Source organism: Fructilactobacillus sp. X7R4C1 (genome assembly GCF_059901115.1).
Genome location: NZ_JBWXVD010000001.1, coordinates 279,676 through 297,161 on the forward strand (window position 1 = coordinate 279,676; position 17,486 = coordinate 297,161).

Below are 17,486 nucleotides of genomic sequence, written 5' to 3' on the forward strand. Positions count from 1 at the left end.
ATGTAAAATTAATTAAATTAGACTTCTTTTACAATTTGATTTTTATAAGTATCTGTATCAAAAAGTTCTCCGTCAACAAGTTTATTGTCAGCTTCATTTACAAATTTACCAGGAACACTTACTTTCTTTTTAGCACCCATGTGCATCCAACTATATTCAATATCTAAATGACCAATATCCACACACTGAACATCGCATTTTCTGCTTACATCATATGAGAGTATTGTAGCTGTCGGCCCCAACGACATCAATACGACGTCTGGTTTCGAATTATTAATTTCATCAACAGTAGCTTTTAAAATTTTTGAATATTTTACAAAAGCATCTGTTGCTGGGCATTCGATACGTCTTATTGAACGTGAATTTTCAAAAAGATCATCACCAATTCCAAATTTAGATTTATTTCCCTCTACAATAATAATATTTTTATCACTAAAGAACTTCTTCCAAGTTGGAAACAATTTTTTTGCAATACCTTTACCAGCATAATCCATGTAAGGTCTAGACACATTAGTATTGTAATATTGTTTATGCTTATTAATAATTTTTAACCATTGATGACCATGAAGTCCAATCTCTTTTGCCCAATAAACTTTCGGTCCTCTTTGAAGTGGGGCAATTGTTCTAAATTGATCAGGTAATCCAATAATAATATCCTTATCATTTGTATTAATAATTTCTCTTAATCTATCTGACATTATTTTTGAATTACTTTGAAATGAATCTTGAGCAGATCCATAAATCCATTTTAACTCGCCATCACCAAATCTAGCTAATGATTTACCATTATCAACAATTTCATTTAATGTATCAGTTACGCTAGCAATGTGAAGCTTCTTAAACTTTGAATTATAAACCAAAATATATACAGGTATAAACACTAAATCACTTAAATATTTTCTGAAAAATTTATATACCTTTTTACCTCTACTATCCATCAACTTTCTCCTTAATTAATTGTCCTTTATATATAATTTTATATAAGTTTTTGGAAATATCGTTGCACTAATCAAAGCAATTCTATATTTATTTGACAAAAATTGATAAGTATATATGTTCACTGCTTTATCTAACAGAAACTTTCTTTGTTTATTAGGACTCCATGATTTATTGTTAAGTATATTTCTATGAACATAAAATAAATAAATACGCGCCTCAAAACTGTCAAAATATTTTGTTACCTCGCCATTCCGAAACATTATTTTTTTTACTTGAGAAATATAACTATTACACTTCTTAAGTAAGTCTGGATCATATGTATTCGTAGTTGATCCCTCGTGCTTGTTCAACAAATACATCGGTTGATTGATGTAGCCAATCTGTTCCCAATTAATCGACAACAGGTACTGAAGTACAAACAAACTGTCTTCAAAAAAGTTCTTGTTGCTCATCTTAATCTGATTTTTATCAATAATGGCTTTAACAAAAATCTTATTCCAAAGGCCGACGTCCATTTCTTGGTTCTTAGTCAGGTAATCCCCAAGCAATTGGGCGTCACTAGTAGCATCCTCCATTACCGAATGATCCTCAACCTCGACCCGACCATTCGGAAATTTCTTCTCAATTCCCGCAATTACTAGTTGCCTATCCTGAATCTTCTCACCCATTGCCTGAATGTATCCAGGTAAATATTCATCATCATCATCAGAAAACATGATGTATTTCCCGATAGCATGACTAAGCCCCTTGTTTCTGGCCTCAGCCTGATACTGGCGGTCGGTATAAAAAAGTTGGATGCTCTTGTGATGGAGCATCCGTGACTTGATAATATTTACAGTGTCGTCGGAGGATCCATCATCAATAACTAAAAGCTCAAAGCTAAAATCGGTTTTCTGATTGAAAATCGAATCAATGGCGTTTCCAATTGATTTTTCCGAATTAAAACTGGGCATGATAATACTAATGTCATAGTCAGTCATTAATGACTCCTCTTTCTAATAGTGCGTTTCGTCTTTTCCGACGTTACTGGAGAACTTTCGTTTTACAAAGCCCCACGCCTTTTTAACTAAATGACGATCACCGATTTGAATCCAGTTGCATTCGGTATATTTAACGTGATTTTTATTAATCCAAACGTCCATCAAAACTTCGGATAAATAACCGAAGACCCGCGCCTCTTGAACCGAATAATTGGAAATGTCAATTCGTTTTTCGACGTTAAAAAGAATGTTAAAGAGCCATTTACAATAGTCGTCAAAGTAATTTGTTTTCATGATGAACATGTTAAACATGTGGGCTGAACGACTGTGCATGACCTGGTCAAAACTGGTTAAGTAATCGGGATCGATTTCTGAAATGACCTGACGAGTCTCCTCTAACGGCTCTTTGTAGTGAGAGTGCACATAATGCGAATAAATGGTTTCAACGACGTAGTACCGCTTTCGCGGCAACACGACTGGAGCCTTTTCTAGCATCTTTTCGGCCTGCTCCTTAGTTAGCACCTTATCAAGCGAACGATCAAGGTGTTTGCTAAAAAGACGACGATAATGAACCAGCCCAATGGCATCGACATCATGTAAGTTCTTCCATGCCCAGTAAACGGCAGTTAGTTCATTGTAATTGGGATTTTTGGCCGAGATGTTGTCACCTCGATTATCCAGTTGAAAACCCTTTTGGCCCTTGTAATTTTTGTCAGCACCAACCAAAACTGGTCGGTACAAATCTTGATCTTTTGGCATAGGCGCATCTTTATGGGACGCCACCAAAATTGCAATTTTCATCCTTCAACCTCTTTAATAAGCAGCGTTTGGAACCACCATAATCTGAACCGTCTTACATATAATCTTCAGATCAAACCAGAAACCACTGTTCATAATGTAGACGATGTCCAAATAAACCATGTCATCAAAACCGACGTTATTTCTCCCCGTCACCTGCCACAAACCAGTACAGCCAGGTTTGACCAACAGTCTCTGGCGATCATAATCCGTGTATTCGGCCACTTCTTTTGGAAGCGGTGGACGCGGTCCCACTAGTGACATTTCACCAATTAAGACGTTCACTAACTGAGGCAGTTCGTCTAAACTATACTTTCGAATGAAACGCCCGACCTTGGTAACTCGAGGGTCATCCTTCATCTTAAACATAGCCCCATCAACTTCATTAAATTTTTTAAGTTCAGCTAATTTTTTGTCAGCGTTAGGGATCATCGACCGAAACTTATACATGTTGAAGACGTCCCCATTACAACCAACTCGTTTTTGCGTGTAAAAAACCTTGCCGTGCGACCCATCACACTTGATTAGAATGCTAAGCACTAAGAATAAAGGACTTAGTAAGATAAGCCCAATTAGACTGGCAGTGATGTCAAATATTCTTTTACACGTAAAGTAAACTGGGCGATTCTGGACTTTTTTGGGATCAAGCCAGATCGTCTTTCTCTTTAGGTTCTCTTCCATTCATCATGACTCCCTCATACTTAGTTCTAATTACCCTTTACGCTAAAATGTTCTCCTCATAAACTTAGGAGAACATCTCGTTGCTATTTAAATCTAGTGATAAGCTGCGGTTCCAGTCTTGGCGGCAGGCAACCCTAGATTCTTCCGAATGAAGTTGGTAGTCTGTTGCAGTTGACTTTCCGTTGGAACCTGCATTGCTGAGTTCTCAATCATCTGGTTTTCACCCTGAAGATGATTATCAACAAAGTCACCGTGTTCTCGGTAACTAGTAGCAAGTTTCGTCAAATCACTTGAGTCCAAATCAGTCTGACTGGACTTGGCAATTGAACTAATGAAGCCATTATTCATGAGATGTGATACCGAACCACCTTTAGCTGCAATGGCTTGGAGAACCTGACGTTGCCGCATTGTTCTTCCGTAATCACCAGCTGGGTCAGAATATCTCATTCTTGAATAAGAAAGTGCTTCTTTTCCGTCCATCTTAGTTGGTTGACCCTTCTTGAAGTTATAGCCTTCATAACTAAAGGACAACGTTGGTGTGATAGTCACTCCACCTACTTGGTCAACGATTTCCTTTAAGCCACCCATGTTAATTAAGACATAGAAATCAATTGGAACGTTTAACAGTTTTTCAACGGTCTTAATGGCAGTCCCAGCACTTCCGTAAGTATATGCAGCATTAATCTTAGATGGTGAATACTGTGGATATCCGGGAATATTAACGGCAGTATCACGTGGGATACTTGTGAGCGTCATTTTCTTGGTCTCTGGATTAAGGGTGGCAACCATTAAAGTATCGGTTCGACCTTTATAATCACGATCAAGAGCACCCGTATCAGTCCCAAGTAATAGGATTGAAATTGGTTTTTTATGATTTAACAGCGCGTCAGTATCTCGTTGTTTCTTGATTCCTGCACTCTTATAAGCTTTGTTAATTTCATTTGATGCAGATTTATACTTGTAAGCACCATATCCTAAAAACGCTAAAACAATCGCTACGATCACGATCACAACTAGAATAATGATGTTACGAGTCTTATGAGATTTCTTCTCCATGTGACGGCTTCTCATATTATTTCTCCTTAGAATAAAATCGATTTTGAATTAATCATAGTGTAATAATATCATAAGCTGCTAACGATGAAAACTTTATAAGGCAATAAGTTACCTTTTGTTACCATTATTTAAACTATATTATGTTAAAATTTGGGCGAAAATAGGAAAAAGACTGAGGTGAACTAAGTTGGCGACATACTTTAATAAAATGACACGCAACGGCTACAAACAGATTCAAGATGAAATCAAAAAGCTTCAAAAAAATCGTCCGGGAAAAATCCAAGCCTTACACGATGCCGCTGCTCTGGGTGACCGTTCTGAAAACGCGGAATACAGTACGTCTAAAAGAGAACTCCATCGATTAGAAAGTCGCTTGCGTTATTTTAGAAAACAGGAACAATATGCTGAGATTGTTAGAAAACCTGATAATGACCGAATCGGCATTGGTAGCGAGGTTAAAGTGCAATTTTTAGAAGACGGTGATTTAGATTTCTTCCTTATTGTGGGGAAACAAGAAGCTGAATTCTCTAAATTAGATGAAAACAAAATTTTTTACGATTCTCCACTTGGAAAATCATTACTAGGTCATCATCTTAATGAAACGATTTCAGTAAAAGCCCCTGAAGTAAACTATAAATTAAAAATCTTGCAAATCGGCACCAGTCAAGGGAAATAGTTTGACCAACGTTGACCAAACCCGGTAGATATGAGCTAATTACTATGCATTCGATTCAAAACTGGTATAATTAGAATTGGAACTTGAGATATGTTCCTATTGTTTATCTTATGTAGTTATAAACTCACCAAGTGGTGAAAATAGGAAAGAGGGAAATTGCACATGGCAGACAATTTTGGAAATGATCCATTCGGAAACGGAATGGACGATTTATTTAATAGTCTAATGAATGGAGGAATGGGTCAAAACCCTAATGCTCGTTACGTTGTTAACGGTCACGAACTTACTCCTGAAGAAGTTGAAGCAATGAGAAAATCAGGTCAAATTCCTGGTCGTCGTGGTAGAAACGGCGGAGGCAACAACGCCAAGCAACAAAAGAAAGCTGAAAGTTACTTGGACAAAGTTGGTCGAAACCTAACTGATGAAGCTAAACAAGGTTTACTTGACCCAGTTATTGGACGTGACAAAGAAATCCAAGAAACCGCTGAAATTTTGAGTCGTCGTATCAAAAACAACCCAATTTTAGTTGGTGACGCTGGTGTTGGTAAGACTGCCATCGTTGAAGGTTTAGCTCAAAAGATCGTTAAGGGTGATGTCCCTGGCGCAATCAAAGACAAGCAAATCATTTCAATCGATTTATCTTCTCTTGAAGCCGGTACTCAATACCGTGGTTCATACGAAGAAAATATTCAAAAATTAATCAAAGAAGTTGAAGAACGTAAAAACGTTATCCTATTCTTTGATGAAATTCATCAAATTGTCGGTGCCGGTGCTTCTGGTGACGAATCTGGAAGCAAAGGTTTAGCTGACATGATCAAGCCCGCTTTGAGCCGTGGTGAAATCTCAGTTATTGGTGCTACTACTCAAGACGAATATAGAAACACCATTATGAAAGACTCTGCACTTGCACGTCGTTTCAATGACGTTACTGTTGACGCTCCAAGTAAAGCTACTACCCTTGAAATTTTGAAGGGTATCAAGAAGGCTTACGAAGACCATCACCAAGTTACTTTACCTGACGATGTTTTAAAAGCTGCCGTTGACTACTCAGTTCAATACATCCCTCAACGTTCATTACCTGACAAGGCCATTGACTTGATCGATATGACCGCTGCTCACTTGGCCGCAAAGCACCCTGTTACTGACAAGGTTACCCTTGAAAGTGAATTAAAGGACGCTAAGAAGGAAAAAGAAGACGCAGCTAAAGCTGAAAAGTACGAAGATGCAGCTAAAGCAAAGACTAAGATCGAAGATATCGAAAAGAAACTTAAGAGTGACGACACTAACACTGATCGTCCAGTTGCAAAGGTATCAGACATTGCTGACTCAGTTGAAAGATTAACTGGTATTCCAGTTTCACAAATGAGTGCTAACGACCTTGAAAGATTGAAGGGTATGGATACTCGTCTTAAGGGCCGTGTCATTGGTCAAGACCAAGCTGTTGACCTAGTTGTTAACGCTATCCGTAGAAACCGTGCTGGATTTGACGAAGGGAACCGTCCAATCGGTTCATTCTTATTCGTTGGACCTACTGGTGTTGGTAAAACTGAATTAGTTAAGCAATTGGCTAAAGACATGTTCAACGATGAAAATTCAATCATCAGACTTGATATGTCAGAATACCAAGATGTAACTGCTGTATCCAAGATGATTGGTACTTCAGCTGGTTACGTTGGTTACGGTGACAATGGTAATACCCTTACTGAACAAGTAAGAAGAAACCCATACTCAATCGTATTGCTTGATGAAATTGAAAAGGCTAACCCACAAGTAATTACCCTATTACTTCAAGTTATGGACGATGGTCGTTTGACTGATGGTCAAGGTAACGTAGTTGACTTTAAGAACACCGTTATCATTGCTACTTCAAATGCCGGATTCGGAAACGATTCAATGAGCAAGAACAACAAGAAGGACATGTCAATTATGGACCGTTTGGCTCCATACTTCAGACCTGAATTCTTGAACCGATTCAATGCCATTGTTGAATTCTCACACCTGACTAAGGAAGACTTAAGCAAGATTGTTGACCTAATGATCGGTAATTTAAACGACACCTTAGCTCAAAAAGACATGGAACTTTACGTAACTCCAGATGCTAAGAAATGGTTGATGGACCAAGGTTACGACGAAGCCATGGGTGCTCGTCCATTACGTCGAGTAATCGAACAACAATTAAGAGATAAGATTGCGATGTACTACTTGGATCACCAAGATGTTAAACATCTTAAGGCTGATCTCAGAAAAGACACCATCGAAATCACTAAGAATACTGACAAGACTAAACTTGCTAGTGGTGACTAATTAAGTTAGTTATATTTTTAAAAACATCTACCAATTCTGGTAGATGTTTTTTTGTGCCCAAAATCTTTTTCTTAAGATTTGCTGAAACCCGTATACAGTGCGGTCTTTGCGTGCTAGACTTGCTGTTATACAAACTAATAATTAGGAATCCAATAATATGAATAATAATACAACAAAACGTCGGTTTATTACCGGCTTCACCGGCTTACGGGCACTTGCCGTTATCTGTGTCATCTTATATCACCTGTCACCTAGCGTATTTACCGGAGGATACCTAGGGGTTCCGGTGTTTTTGACGTTGTCAGGATATTTGGTTACCGATCATCTGATTACCGAATATCATGAAACGAACCATTTCCGCTACGGCTACTTTTGGTCAAAACGATTAAAGCGGCTGTATCCCACCCTCATTACGATGTTATTTGCGACCGCTGCATACATAACATTGTTTCAACGTAATCTCTTGGCGAATCTATGGCAGAGCGTCGTATCTAACTTAGCTTACGTATATAACTGGTGGGAAATCATGAATGGTCAATCGTACTTCCAGAACTTTGCTGGAAGTGCTTCTCCATTTACTCACCTTTGGACCCTTGCAATTGAAGGACAATTCTACCTAATTTGGCCCCTCATTGCCTACTTCTTACTTAAAAAATTCCACGGGAACAAACACCCCATTTTTTACACTGCCATTTTATTATCAGTTCTTTCAGTCCTTTTAATGGCCGTTCTGTATCATCCCGGTAGTGATCCTAGTCGAGTTTACTACGGGACTGACACCCGAATGTTCTCAATTCTTTTCGGAGCCGCCCTCGCCGTCTTCTGGCCGAGTACCCAGAAACGCGATAATGACAACCAAAAGTCATTTCTACTGGACGTCTTTGGTCTAATCGGAATGGTAGGAATGGGCTGGATCATTGTTACCACTGGTTCACAATCACCGTTTTTGTATCGTGGTGGCATGGCACTGTTCTCGATCTTTACCATAATGGCCATGATGGCGGTTGTTCATCCTAATAGTCACTGGAACCGCATCCTAACCAACAAGTTATTTGATTGGATTGGTTCTAGAAGTTACGAAATCTATGTTTATCAGTTCCCTGTTTTTGTTTTCTTTGCCGACAAATTTAAAGATGTAGCTGATCATCAATGGTTGTACGCTCTTATCGAAATTGCGATTATCATCGTTATCTCAGAATTATCGTACCGCTTCATTGAGGTTCCGCTCGCTAAATACGATTACCATCGGGTCCCTGAGTTTTTCAAGACTCTCTTCAACGTTTACAAGATGAGTATTAACCAGATTAAAGATTGGCTGACCTCGTGCTTTAAACATCACATGGTCCTAAAGGTCCTAGCAATTATTGTATTAACCATTGGCACGGTTGGTATCTTCCAATCAACCACGGTTAATCCGAAGGCCGCCAATCACACGCAACTGGCCAACCGAATTCAAAAGAACTCTAAGGCGCAAGATAAGCACAACGAAAAACTAGCCAAAGAAATCAAATCCGGTAAAAAATCAAAGAACACGAAAGTCAATAAGAAGCTGGAAAAAGACGGCCTAACCAAGCAACAACTCCAAGAAGCTCAGAACCTCTCTGGAAGTGCCATTGGTGACTCAGTCATGCTATCTGGACGCAATAATCTGCAAAAGATCTTTCCAAAACTGTACATTGACGCTGCCACCTCGCGTCACCCTCAAGATGGCGTTGCCATCATGAAGAGCATGGAACAACAGGGACTGTTAGGTAAAAACGTCATTATCGGCCTTGGAACTAACGGGGCTATCAGTGACGAGACGCTGAAGCAATACATGGAAATTGCGGGAAAGAACCGGCATGTCTTCTGGATTAACACCTACGTTCCAACTCAACCATGGCAGAATCAAGTTAACTCGTTTCTAAATAAGGCTCAAAAGAAGTATAAGAACTTGTATGTGATCGACTGGTATAATTATGCTAAGTCACATCCACAGTACCTCTATCAAGACCAGACGCACCCTAACGTGCAAGGAACGCCGAAGTACGCTTCCTTCATTGCCCAAAACGTTTTAAAACACGCCGAAAAATAATCAATAAACCAACCCCTAAACGGTTGGCTTATTTTTTTCGAAAGAATAGACGTGGCTAAGATTTTCTTATAAGATATAGCTATAACATTTGGAGGAGTCTTTTATCATCGTAGAATTCATTAAAGAACATCGCATGGACATTTTAAAATACCTTGGCATTGTCATCGCTGTCCTCTTCTTTTACATCCTATTCATGGATTACTGGCCAGAGATTAAGATGATGTTCAATCCCGCTACCCGCGGCACGGCGATTCAAGAAATCCGTGACCACGGTCTAATTGATGCTGTCTTATTGATCTTCTTGTTGTACATTTTGACCATGATTCCAGGGGCACCAGTCGCAGTTGTCGGTGTCATCACCGGGATTTGTTTTGGGAAATGGCTTGGCATTGTCATCAACGTGATTGGGCTTTCGGCCGGGAACTTTGGGACGACTAAGATTGTTTCATCATTTAAAGGGATTGCTAGAAAATACGAGAACAATAAGTATGCCAAACACTTTAAACACTTAAAGCATCCCCTCCTCGGTCTGATTATCGGATATTCGATCCCCTTTATCCCAACGTTTCTAGTCAGTTTTCAGGCCAATCAGGATAAGAAACGGTTTCCAGACAAGAAAGTGAAGATTGCGACGATTCTGGGAAGCATTCCCATCTCAATCATCTACTCGCTTGGTGGTGACACGATTTTGCAGGGGAGTTTCAAGAAACTGATGGTGTTAATCGGTATCATCGTCGTTTTTGCCCTCATTGTGTTCTTTTTAATTAAACGACTGGTAACCGATAAACTCTAATCGAGGTACCCGTTTCCAATTGTTTTTAAAAATGGTAATATAGTAGAGTATAGTAACAATTTATTAATGGAGGTTTTACCATGGCTAAGCATGACAAAAAAGATCAAATTAAAAACTTGCTTGACTTGGAATCCGATAACGGCCCAGTTTTAACAATCACTGTACCCTTGGATCCTAAGGAAGACAATACTCGTAGAGACAACACCCAAATCAATAGTTTGGTTGACACTGCTAAAAAAGCATTTCAAAAGCAATATAAACCAGAACTTTGGAACGCCTATGATTTTCAAATTAAGAACTACTTAAAGACTTTACAACCTAAGGCAACCATTGCTAAGGGGATCATCATGTACGTAACTAACGATTCTATCGAAGTTGCTCAATTGAACTACGCTCCACAAACAGCATTCTCATTCTCAGACAAATTGCAAATCTTACCAATCGTAAGACAATACCAATTCGTTCCTGATTTTGACATGTTGTTCTTACAACGTGATGACTTCAAAGTATTCCACGTTAACGACTTGAGCGTTGTTGATGACGACACCGACACTCCAGATCCATTTGACTCAGACAAGACCGAAACTGAGACCCAAGACGATCCTAGAAAAAACGGAGCTAAGTGGGACACTCACGAATACTACGAATTGGTTGACAAATATGTTCAAAAGCATGTTTCAAACAAGGACCACAATCCATTAGTAGTTGTTGCAAACGCTGAAGACGAAGGCCGTTTCAACCGTGCTACTCACAACCCATACGTAGTTGAAGACAAGCACGTTGAAATGGATGCTGCCGTTAAAAACGCTGGCGAAAACGTCCAAGAAGTTGCTCAAACCATTCACGATAACTTCGTTTCAGATGGTGAGAAGTCAATGAAAGACGTTTATGACAAAGCCGACGGTGCTAAGAAGACCACTGACGATTACGATGAAATCTTGAAGGCTGCCATTGACGACCGTATTGCTAACCTAATCATCCAACAAGATGCTTACGTTCAAAGCAAGGACAACGGTGAAGACGTTGAAGTTAACGCCGAAGGTTCACGTCCAGCTAACGAATTAAACTCATTAGCATTGACGGTTCTTGGCCTTGATGGTGATGTTACTGTATTGCCTGCTGACGATATGCCAACTGACAAGAAAGTTGCAGCTATTTTAAGATGGTAATTTTAAAAAAGAGCTTGGTAACCAAGCTCTTTTTTTATGCGCAAATTTAATATATTTTTAGCGTATGTATATTAAGGGAATTTAAATATGTCAATAGATAAACAGATAAATAGGGAATTACCTCAAGCCTTAATAATCACAAACTATCAAAACAGTAAAACAGAACAGATTAATGAGTATAAAAAATTACTCAAAAAAACACTTAATATAAAAGAAATAACAAAAATTAATCTCCATTTTTACAAATCAATAACCAATGAAAAAAACGCACTTAAATTATCAGTTTTTAACGTCCATAATCATTTAACTGACAGATTAGTCTTAACTTTGCCACAATTTAATTTATGTGTACCTGAAATGAAAAATATCAATAAACAAGCCGAAATTCTAATTAAAGAAAAAACTATCTACGGTTTAAAGGATCAGGCAGGTTTAGAACGAATTTTGGGCCAAATTAACCAATATTTATTTAACAAAGACCTTCATCCTATCATTATTGATAAGGCAACTTATATTTGGCATTCCCTAGCAAGCTACCAATTCTTTACGAATGGTAACAAAAGAACAGCCATGTTAGCTGCCTTTACATTTCTTAGTAATAATTATTATACATTTGATATACATGATGACATGACTCTCTATAAAATTTCCGTTGCAATTGCTCAAAAAAGCATGTCACAAGCTGAATTAAAAGAGTATGTTACCTTTCATTGTTATTTAGACTTATATTTAATGCAATCTACACTTGGCGTTTGACAAAACTAAATTTATAAAATAGCATGTATTGAAAGCATAGATAGTGGTTTAAGAAAGGAGAAATTAATATGAATATAACCGATAAAGAGCTGAACCAATTATTCGATAAATTAATGGATCCCAAAAACCGTAAAAGAATTAATGAAGAAGCTAATAAGAAAGTAACAGATAACCCTAAGGTAATAAAAGCACTCAAGATGCTTTCTAAGATATAAAGTCCAATATAAAAACCATATGTGTAGCACATATGGTTTTTATGTTGGACTTCTTTATTTAATTAATTATTTATTTTATACAAAAAATATAAAGGATCTTTTTCATTCATTTCAAACAATAGTTTCTTTCTACTCTCATCATTATCATTTTCTAAAATACTTCTTTTTCCTTTAAAATTATTCCAAGAATCTTCCCAATGTTTCAGATCATTAGTGTTAATTGTTTGAAGTGATTTAATTTCTTCAGTAGTATTACGTTTGAATTTAGGTAATTGATTATTTCTGGTCAAACTTTTATTACTTTCTTCTAATGTTTCAATTCCTTTAGGAGTTCTTTTCTCAATAAATTTAGCAGTTTGTAATTCATCATAAAGCCATGGTGAATTTGTATAATAATCATTTACATTATTTATTTCTACTGAGTTTGGCGTATTTATAAAAATAACACATTCACATTGGTCTATCATTTCATGCAAAGCAGAGGAAAGCAAAAGATAGACTTCAGATGTTGTAATATTTCTCTTATTATAATCGTAAAGCTCAGTCGATTCATTATAACAATAATCATTATCTATTTCTTTCAATAAATCAGGAGCATATCCCCAAACTAAAGAATCAATAAAAGAATTAAGACCAAATTCTTCCTTCAGCCATTTTGATAATCTTAAAGCTAACCTCTCATCTTTATGAGAGTGAGAAATAAAAACTTTATCATTTTGTTTAGGAAACCATTTCTTCCCTATTTCAGTAATATCAATACTATTTTCATTACTCTTAGATACATTTACTGTGGAATTATCTTTTATAATGTCCTTAATGCTTTTTTCAACATTAGCAGACAAATTATTTTTATAAAAATTCATAGACGCTTTATCCATTATTGAAGAAGGAAACAAACCATTAAGATCATTCTCATCTAAATTTAAATTATAACCACGATACATATCACATACTCCTAACTAACATTAATAATAATGACCAATGGTGAATATTTAGCTATTAATGAAAATATCACAATTATAAATATTAAAAGTAATAAGGAACCATAAAAAGCCCAGATACTTGGAGATTTTAATGTTTTACAAAAACTTGCTTGTTTTACTCCATCTACAGCTGTATTCAAATCAAATGGCTTATAGTTAAAATCATTTGGTCTATCAACTATGGCCGTATAAAGATATCTAAACTGTCTTTCTAATTTCAAATAATATGCATCTAATCCACCAAAAAACAAGGTTGGAATTATTAAAACTAATGATGAAAGAAATAAATTTATTTTTTGCCCAATTATTAATACTATTATGGCTGAAAAAATTGTTACCATCCACGTTTTAAGTTGAAAAGAATTTTTTGCCATTCGACTTATTATACTTTCAATAAAATCTAATGTTTTTTCTAATTTTTGTTCATTAACTGTTTGTTCTTGATTTTTATCTTCATCCAAACTATCACCTCATTTTTTCGAAATAGCATTCTCTATCCATTTTTCAATATTGTTACTTATTTCATTATAAGCCATAGTTTTAGATGGATCGTATACATCAACTTCATTCGGTAATGGATTTTTCCCTTGTACTGATCTATCTCCATTAAAATCTTTGAGATTGTTTATATAGATTCCAATTATTGGCTTACCTATTTCTAAAGAATGTTCAATTTCATATTTTACCCATTTTCTATCTGCCGTATGTGTACCAATTAGTACGACTGTACATGAAGTTTGTTTCATATTATCATTTATCCATCGTTTAACAGCAGCATCCCCACTACGTTTAACTTGTTCCCAAGCATTTGAATTGATAATCGTATTCCCTTCAACAATACCCATATTCTTTATTTGTTGAACACGTGAAGCATCTTCATCATAATAAAAACTAAAAAATACTCTTCGTTTAATCATAGAGATTCCCCTCTCCTTAATTTGTTTTCATTTAATAGTTGTATTCTACCATCAATCAGTTCTAGATAATAATGTCATGTATGATTAACAAGTTGGCCAAAACAATAGCTATGGATATAGTTATGTTTCACTAATATGAAGAAATTATATTTTAAACAAAGCCATACAAAAAGGCCTTGAACTCCACAGTTCAAGGCCTTTATTTTTACTACTTTTCAAAGAAATCGTTCGCAATATCCTGATAAGCATTAATCGTATCAAGATAACTCGAAAGTGTCGTATACTCGTTAATCTGGTGTGACGTGTTGTTCTTATCGGGACCTAACAAGATCACGGCCATTTTGTCGTTTTCCTGAACGTAAACACTCGCATCAGTCGCACCGTTATTGACAATCAACTCGGGCTTGCGATTCTGATAATCCTTTTTGGTAACCTCATAAGCATCCTGGACGAACTGATTGTCCTTATCGGTTTCAATTGGATAAAAGTTGTGAACCAACTTAAATTCGAGGTGATATGGGGTCTCGTCGTTCACTTTATCAACGATTGTTTGAATCAATTCAATCACGTTGTCGTTATTAAATGAAGGGGTGGGACGGACGTTTCCAAGTAAACTTGCTGATCCAGGAATAATGTTAACCTGTTCCCCACCGTTAATGACGGTGATACTGTGTTGGACTTTGCCAAGCACTGGATCAACTGGTAAATCGTTGAAGAAATCCGGCTCAGCTTGAATGTATTTAACCAAACCAGTAATGGCGTTCAACCCCAAATCAGGAGTCGAACTGTGCGCTGGTTTTCCAGTACTAGTAATCTGATAGTTCAAACTTCCAGAGTGGGCATAGGTGACATCCCCATCGGATGGTTCACCGACAATCATAGCGTCCACATCGTCAATATACTTTGGTTCAATCTTATAAGCACCAGGCGCACCAAATTCTTCACCAGAAGTCGCAATCAAACGAATCTTCCCATCAGGAACCTCGCCCTTATCAGCTAACTCACAGAGCGCAATCACCTCGGCCGCTAGCCCACTCTTCATGTCAGCGGCACCACGACCGTAGATCTTGTCACCCACGATTTCACCCTTAAACGGATCGTGTTTCCAATTTTCCGGATGAGCAACCGCCACCGTGTCTTGGTGTCCCTCTAAAGCCAGTACTTTCCCAGATTCACCAGTTCCAAATTCAGCAATCAAGTTGGCACGGCCGTCGCCAAACGGAAAAATCTTACTGTCAATACCGTGCTTTTTCAGCAGCTTCGACAAGTACTCTGAGATCTCAATTTCATTACCGTTGACGGACTTAATCTGAATTAGATCCTGTAAAATTTTGATTTTCTCTGCCTTTTCCATTCTTAAACACCCTTCTTTAAATTCTTATTTATTAACCGCGATCGGCGTGGTTAGCAAACTTGGCCCAGACGTCACCAACAACTTGAATAATCAGAACCATGATGACAACTAGGATCGTTGCGACCAAGGTCGTGTCGTTTGCGAAGCGGTTGTACCCGTATGAGATGGCCATGTTACCAAGACCACCAGCACCAATGGCACCGGCCATAGCGGTTAAACCAACTAAACTAATCAAAGTTACGGTTGATACTCGAATCAACTCTGAACGCGCTTCACTGAGGTACACACCGAAAATCAAGTCCCAGTTCGTGGCCCCTAGTGATTCCGCCGATTCAATGATGCCATGATCGACACTCTCCAGGGCGACTTGGACCTGCCGCGCATAAAACGGAAAGACTCCGACTGATAGAGGTACTAAAGCGGCCGTCGTCCCGATTTGGGTTCCAACAATCTTCTGCGTCACTGGGGCAATGAAGGCCAGCAAGATGATAAAGGGAACGGCTCGGAATAGCGAAACAACTTTGTCGATAATCCAGAACAGTGGATGACATGGCATAATCCCGTTATCCGCAAAAATCACTAAACAAACTCCAAAGATGATTCCTGCAATCCCACCAAAGATTGCGGACCAAAACGTCATGTAAATTGTCTGATTAACGGCTGTGATCCAGCCTTCTTCACCATTTAATCCCTGTGAAACCACGTTGGGAAAATGAGTTGCAAACCAAGCTCCCATTATTCTGCCTCCTTCAATTCAGTGACCTTGATGTCTTGACCATTAAGGTACTTAACCGCTGCTTCTTGATCCTCTTGACTTCCAAGTAAATCAACAATCAACGTTCCAACGACCTGCTCACCCAATTTTTCAATATTACTGTAGATGATACTTGCCGAAATATGGAACTTCTCGTACAGGCTAACGATGATTGGATCGCTAATGTCATCTGATAGATACGTCAACTGAACTAGATTTCGCTTGTTAACGTCAATGTTCATCGACTTCAAGATTTCAAGTGCGTTGAAACTGTTTCCAACAATCTTTCTGGTAGTTGGATTCTTCGAATCAACGAAGATATCAAGTAGATTACCAACATCAACCACTTTTCCTTGACTCATGATGGCAACTTCCTGACAAATGCGTTTGATGGCTTCCATTTCATGGGTGATCAGAATAATCGTTAAGCCGTATTTCTCGTTCAATTCTTTCAGTAAATCCAAGATTTGATCGGTATTTTTAGGGTCAAGTGCGGAAGTAGCTTCGTCAGAAATCAAAATCTTAGGGTCGTTAGCGAGCGCTCTAGCAATCGCAACTCGTTGCTGTTGACCACCAGAGAGTTGGGATGGATAGGCTTTTAGATAATCACCCAAACCAACAATGTCGAGCATCTTCTTGGCTTTGGCCTCACGTTCTTTTTCCTTTAAACCACTGTGCTTCAATCCGAACTCAACGTTGCGTTGGACGTTTTGTTCCTCAAGTAAGTTGAAGTGTTGAAAAATCATCCCAATTTGGCGCCGTTCGTCACGCAACTCTTTCGTATTAATTGAAGAAACTTGGTCGCCTTCTTTTTTATAGAAGGTTTTCCCAAACACATCGACTTCTCCGTCGGTTGGTTTCTGTAGCAGGTTAATGGTTCGAACTAACGTCGATTTACCGGCACCGGAGTAGCCAGCAATTCCGAAGATTTCACCTTTGGGAATTTTCAACGATACGTCTGAAACGGCGTGAATCACATTCTTTTTTTGTTTGAACGTAACTGAGACGTCCTTGAATTGCACAATATTATTACTCAT

General features: G+C 37.9%; 18 protein-coding genes. 7 read left to right on the forward strand and 11 right to left on the reverse strand.

All coding sequences use genetic code 11. The features are described 5' to 3' along the window. Positions 1–17 precede the first annotated feature (17 nt). The 5 genes from AC6UC9_RS01515 to AC6UC9_RS01535 form a co-directional block, all read right to left on the reverse strand. A complete protein-coding gene (locus tag AC6UC9_RS01515) occupies positions 18–938 on the reverse strand; it encodes a GT-D fold domain-containing glycosyltransferase (protein WP_500700921.1) in 921 nt (306 codons plus the stop codon). Positions 939–953: 15 nt separating this feature from the next. Further along, a complete protein-coding gene (locus AC6UC9_RS01520) occupies positions 954–1,919 on the reverse strand; it encodes a glycosyltransferase family 2 protein (protein WP_500700922.1) in 966 nt (321 codons plus the stop codon). A gap of 15 nt (positions 1,920–1,934) precedes the next feature. After that, entirely contained in the window at positions 1,935–2,720 is a 786-nt protein-coding gene (locus tag AC6UC9_RS01525; RefSeq protein ID WP_500700923.1) for a DUF4422 domain-containing protein, read from the reverse strand. 12 nt (positions 2,721–2,732) lie between these two features. Further along, on the reverse strand, positions 2,733–3,398 hold the full coding sequence (locus tag AC6UC9_RS01530) for a sugar transferase (RefSeq protein WP_500693331.1): 666 nt from the start codon (positions 3,396–3,398) through the stop codon (positions 2,733–2,735). A gap of 93 nt (positions 3,399–3,491) precedes the next feature. Next, complete coding sequence (locus AC6UC9_RS01535) at positions 3,492–4,469, reverse strand: LCP family protein (RefSeq protein WP_500700924.1); 978 nt, start codon at positions 4,467–4,469, stop codon at positions 3,492–3,494. Positions 4,470–4,641: 172 nt separating this feature from the next. Between AC6UC9_RS01535 and greA the strand changes: the two genes are divergently transcribed. The 7 genes from greA (at position 4,642) to AC6UC9_RS01570 (ending at position 12,441) form a co-directional block, all read left to right on the forward strand. Then, positions 4,642–5,130, forward strand: coding sequence for a transcription elongation factor GreA (gene greA, locus AC6UC9_RS01540; protein WP_500700925.1), 489 nt, complete (start codon positions 4,642–4,644; stop codon positions 5,128–5,130). Between the two features lie 162 nt (positions 5,131–5,292). Beyond that, positions 5,293–7,434: an ATP-dependent Clp protease ATP-binding subunit gene (locus tag AC6UC9_RS01545; RefSeq protein ID WP_500693328.1), complete on the forward strand. Its 2,142-nt coding sequence runs from the start codon at positions 5,293–5,295 to the stop codon at positions 7,432–7,434. A gap of 157 nt (positions 7,435–7,591) precedes the next feature. Further along, positions 7,592–9,508 carry an acyltransferase family protein gene (locus tag AC6UC9_RS01550; RefSeq protein WP_500700926.1) on the forward strand — a complete coding sequence of 639 codons (1,917 nt, stop codon included), beginning with the start codon at positions 7,592–7,594 and terminating at the stop codon, positions 9,506–9,508. 133 nt (positions 9,509–9,641) lie between these two features. Then, positions 9,642–10,301 (forward strand): TVP38/TMEM64 family protein, encoded by a 660-nt coding sequence (locus tag AC6UC9_RS01555; protein ID WP_500700927.1) that lies wholly within the window; start codon positions 9,642–9,644, stop codon positions 10,299–10,301. Positions 10,302–10,381: 80 nt separating this feature from the next. Then, complete coding sequence (locus tag AC6UC9_RS01560) at positions 10,382–11,470, forward strand: baeRF3 domain-containing protein (protein ID WP_500700928.1); 1,089 nt, start codon at positions 10,382–10,384, stop codon at positions 11,468–11,470. Between the two features lie 87 nt (positions 11,471–11,557). Continuing rightward, positions 11,558–12,226, forward strand: a complete 669-nt coding sequence (locus AC6UC9_RS01565) for a type II toxin-antitoxin system death-on-curing family toxin (RefSeq protein ID WP_500700929.1) — start codon at positions 11,558–11,560, stop codon at positions 12,224–12,226. A 68-nt stretch (positions 12,227–12,294) separates the two neighbouring features. Then, positions 12,295–12,441: a hypothetical protein gene (locus AC6UC9_RS01570; RefSeq protein WP_500695421.1), complete on the forward strand. Its 147-nt coding sequence runs from the start codon at positions 12,295–12,297 to the stop codon at positions 12,439–12,441. 62 nt (positions 12,442–12,503) lie between these two features. On the opposite strand, the gene AC6UC9_RS01575 is transcribed toward AC6UC9_RS01570, so the two are convergent. From AC6UC9_RS01575 to AC6UC9_RS01600, 6 genes are all read right to left on the reverse strand, one after another. Then, positions 12,504–13,385, reverse strand: a complete 882-nt coding sequence (locus AC6UC9_RS01575; protein ID WP_500700930.1) for a toll/interleukin-1 receptor domain-containing protein — start codon at positions 13,383–13,385, stop codon at positions 12,504–12,506. Positions 13,386–13,396: 11 nt separating this feature from the next. After that, positions 13,397–13,885, reverse strand: coding sequence for a hypothetical protein (locus AC6UC9_RS01580; RefSeq protein ID WP_500700931.1), 489 nt, complete (start codon positions 13,883–13,885; stop codon positions 13,397–13,399). Between the two features lie 9 nt (positions 13,886–13,894). Continuing rightward, positions 13,895–14,341: a TIR domain-containing protein gene (locus AC6UC9_RS01585; protein ID WP_500700932.1), complete on the reverse strand. Its 447-nt coding sequence runs from the start codon at positions 14,339–14,341 to the stop codon at positions 13,895–13,897. 208 nt (positions 14,342–14,549) lie between these two features. Next, complete coding sequence (locus tag AC6UC9_RS01590) at positions 14,550–15,695, reverse strand: ArgE/DapE family deacylase (RefSeq protein WP_500700933.1); 1,146 nt, start codon at positions 15,693–15,695, stop codon at positions 14,550–14,552. Positions 15,696–15,726: 31 nt separating this feature from the next. Further along, complete coding sequence (locus AC6UC9_RS01595; RefSeq protein ID WP_500695429.1) at positions 15,727–16,431, reverse strand: methionine ABC transporter permease; 705 nt, start codon at positions 16,429–16,431, stop codon at positions 15,727–15,729. Further along, positions 16,431–17,486: a methionine ABC transporter ATP-binding protein gene (locus AC6UC9_RS01600; protein WP_500695430.1), complete on the reverse strand. Its 1,056-nt coding sequence runs from the start codon at positions 17,484–17,486 to the stop codon at positions 16,431–16,433. The genes AC6UC9_RS01595 and AC6UC9_RS01600 overlap by 1 nt, the downstream gene beginning before the upstream one ends.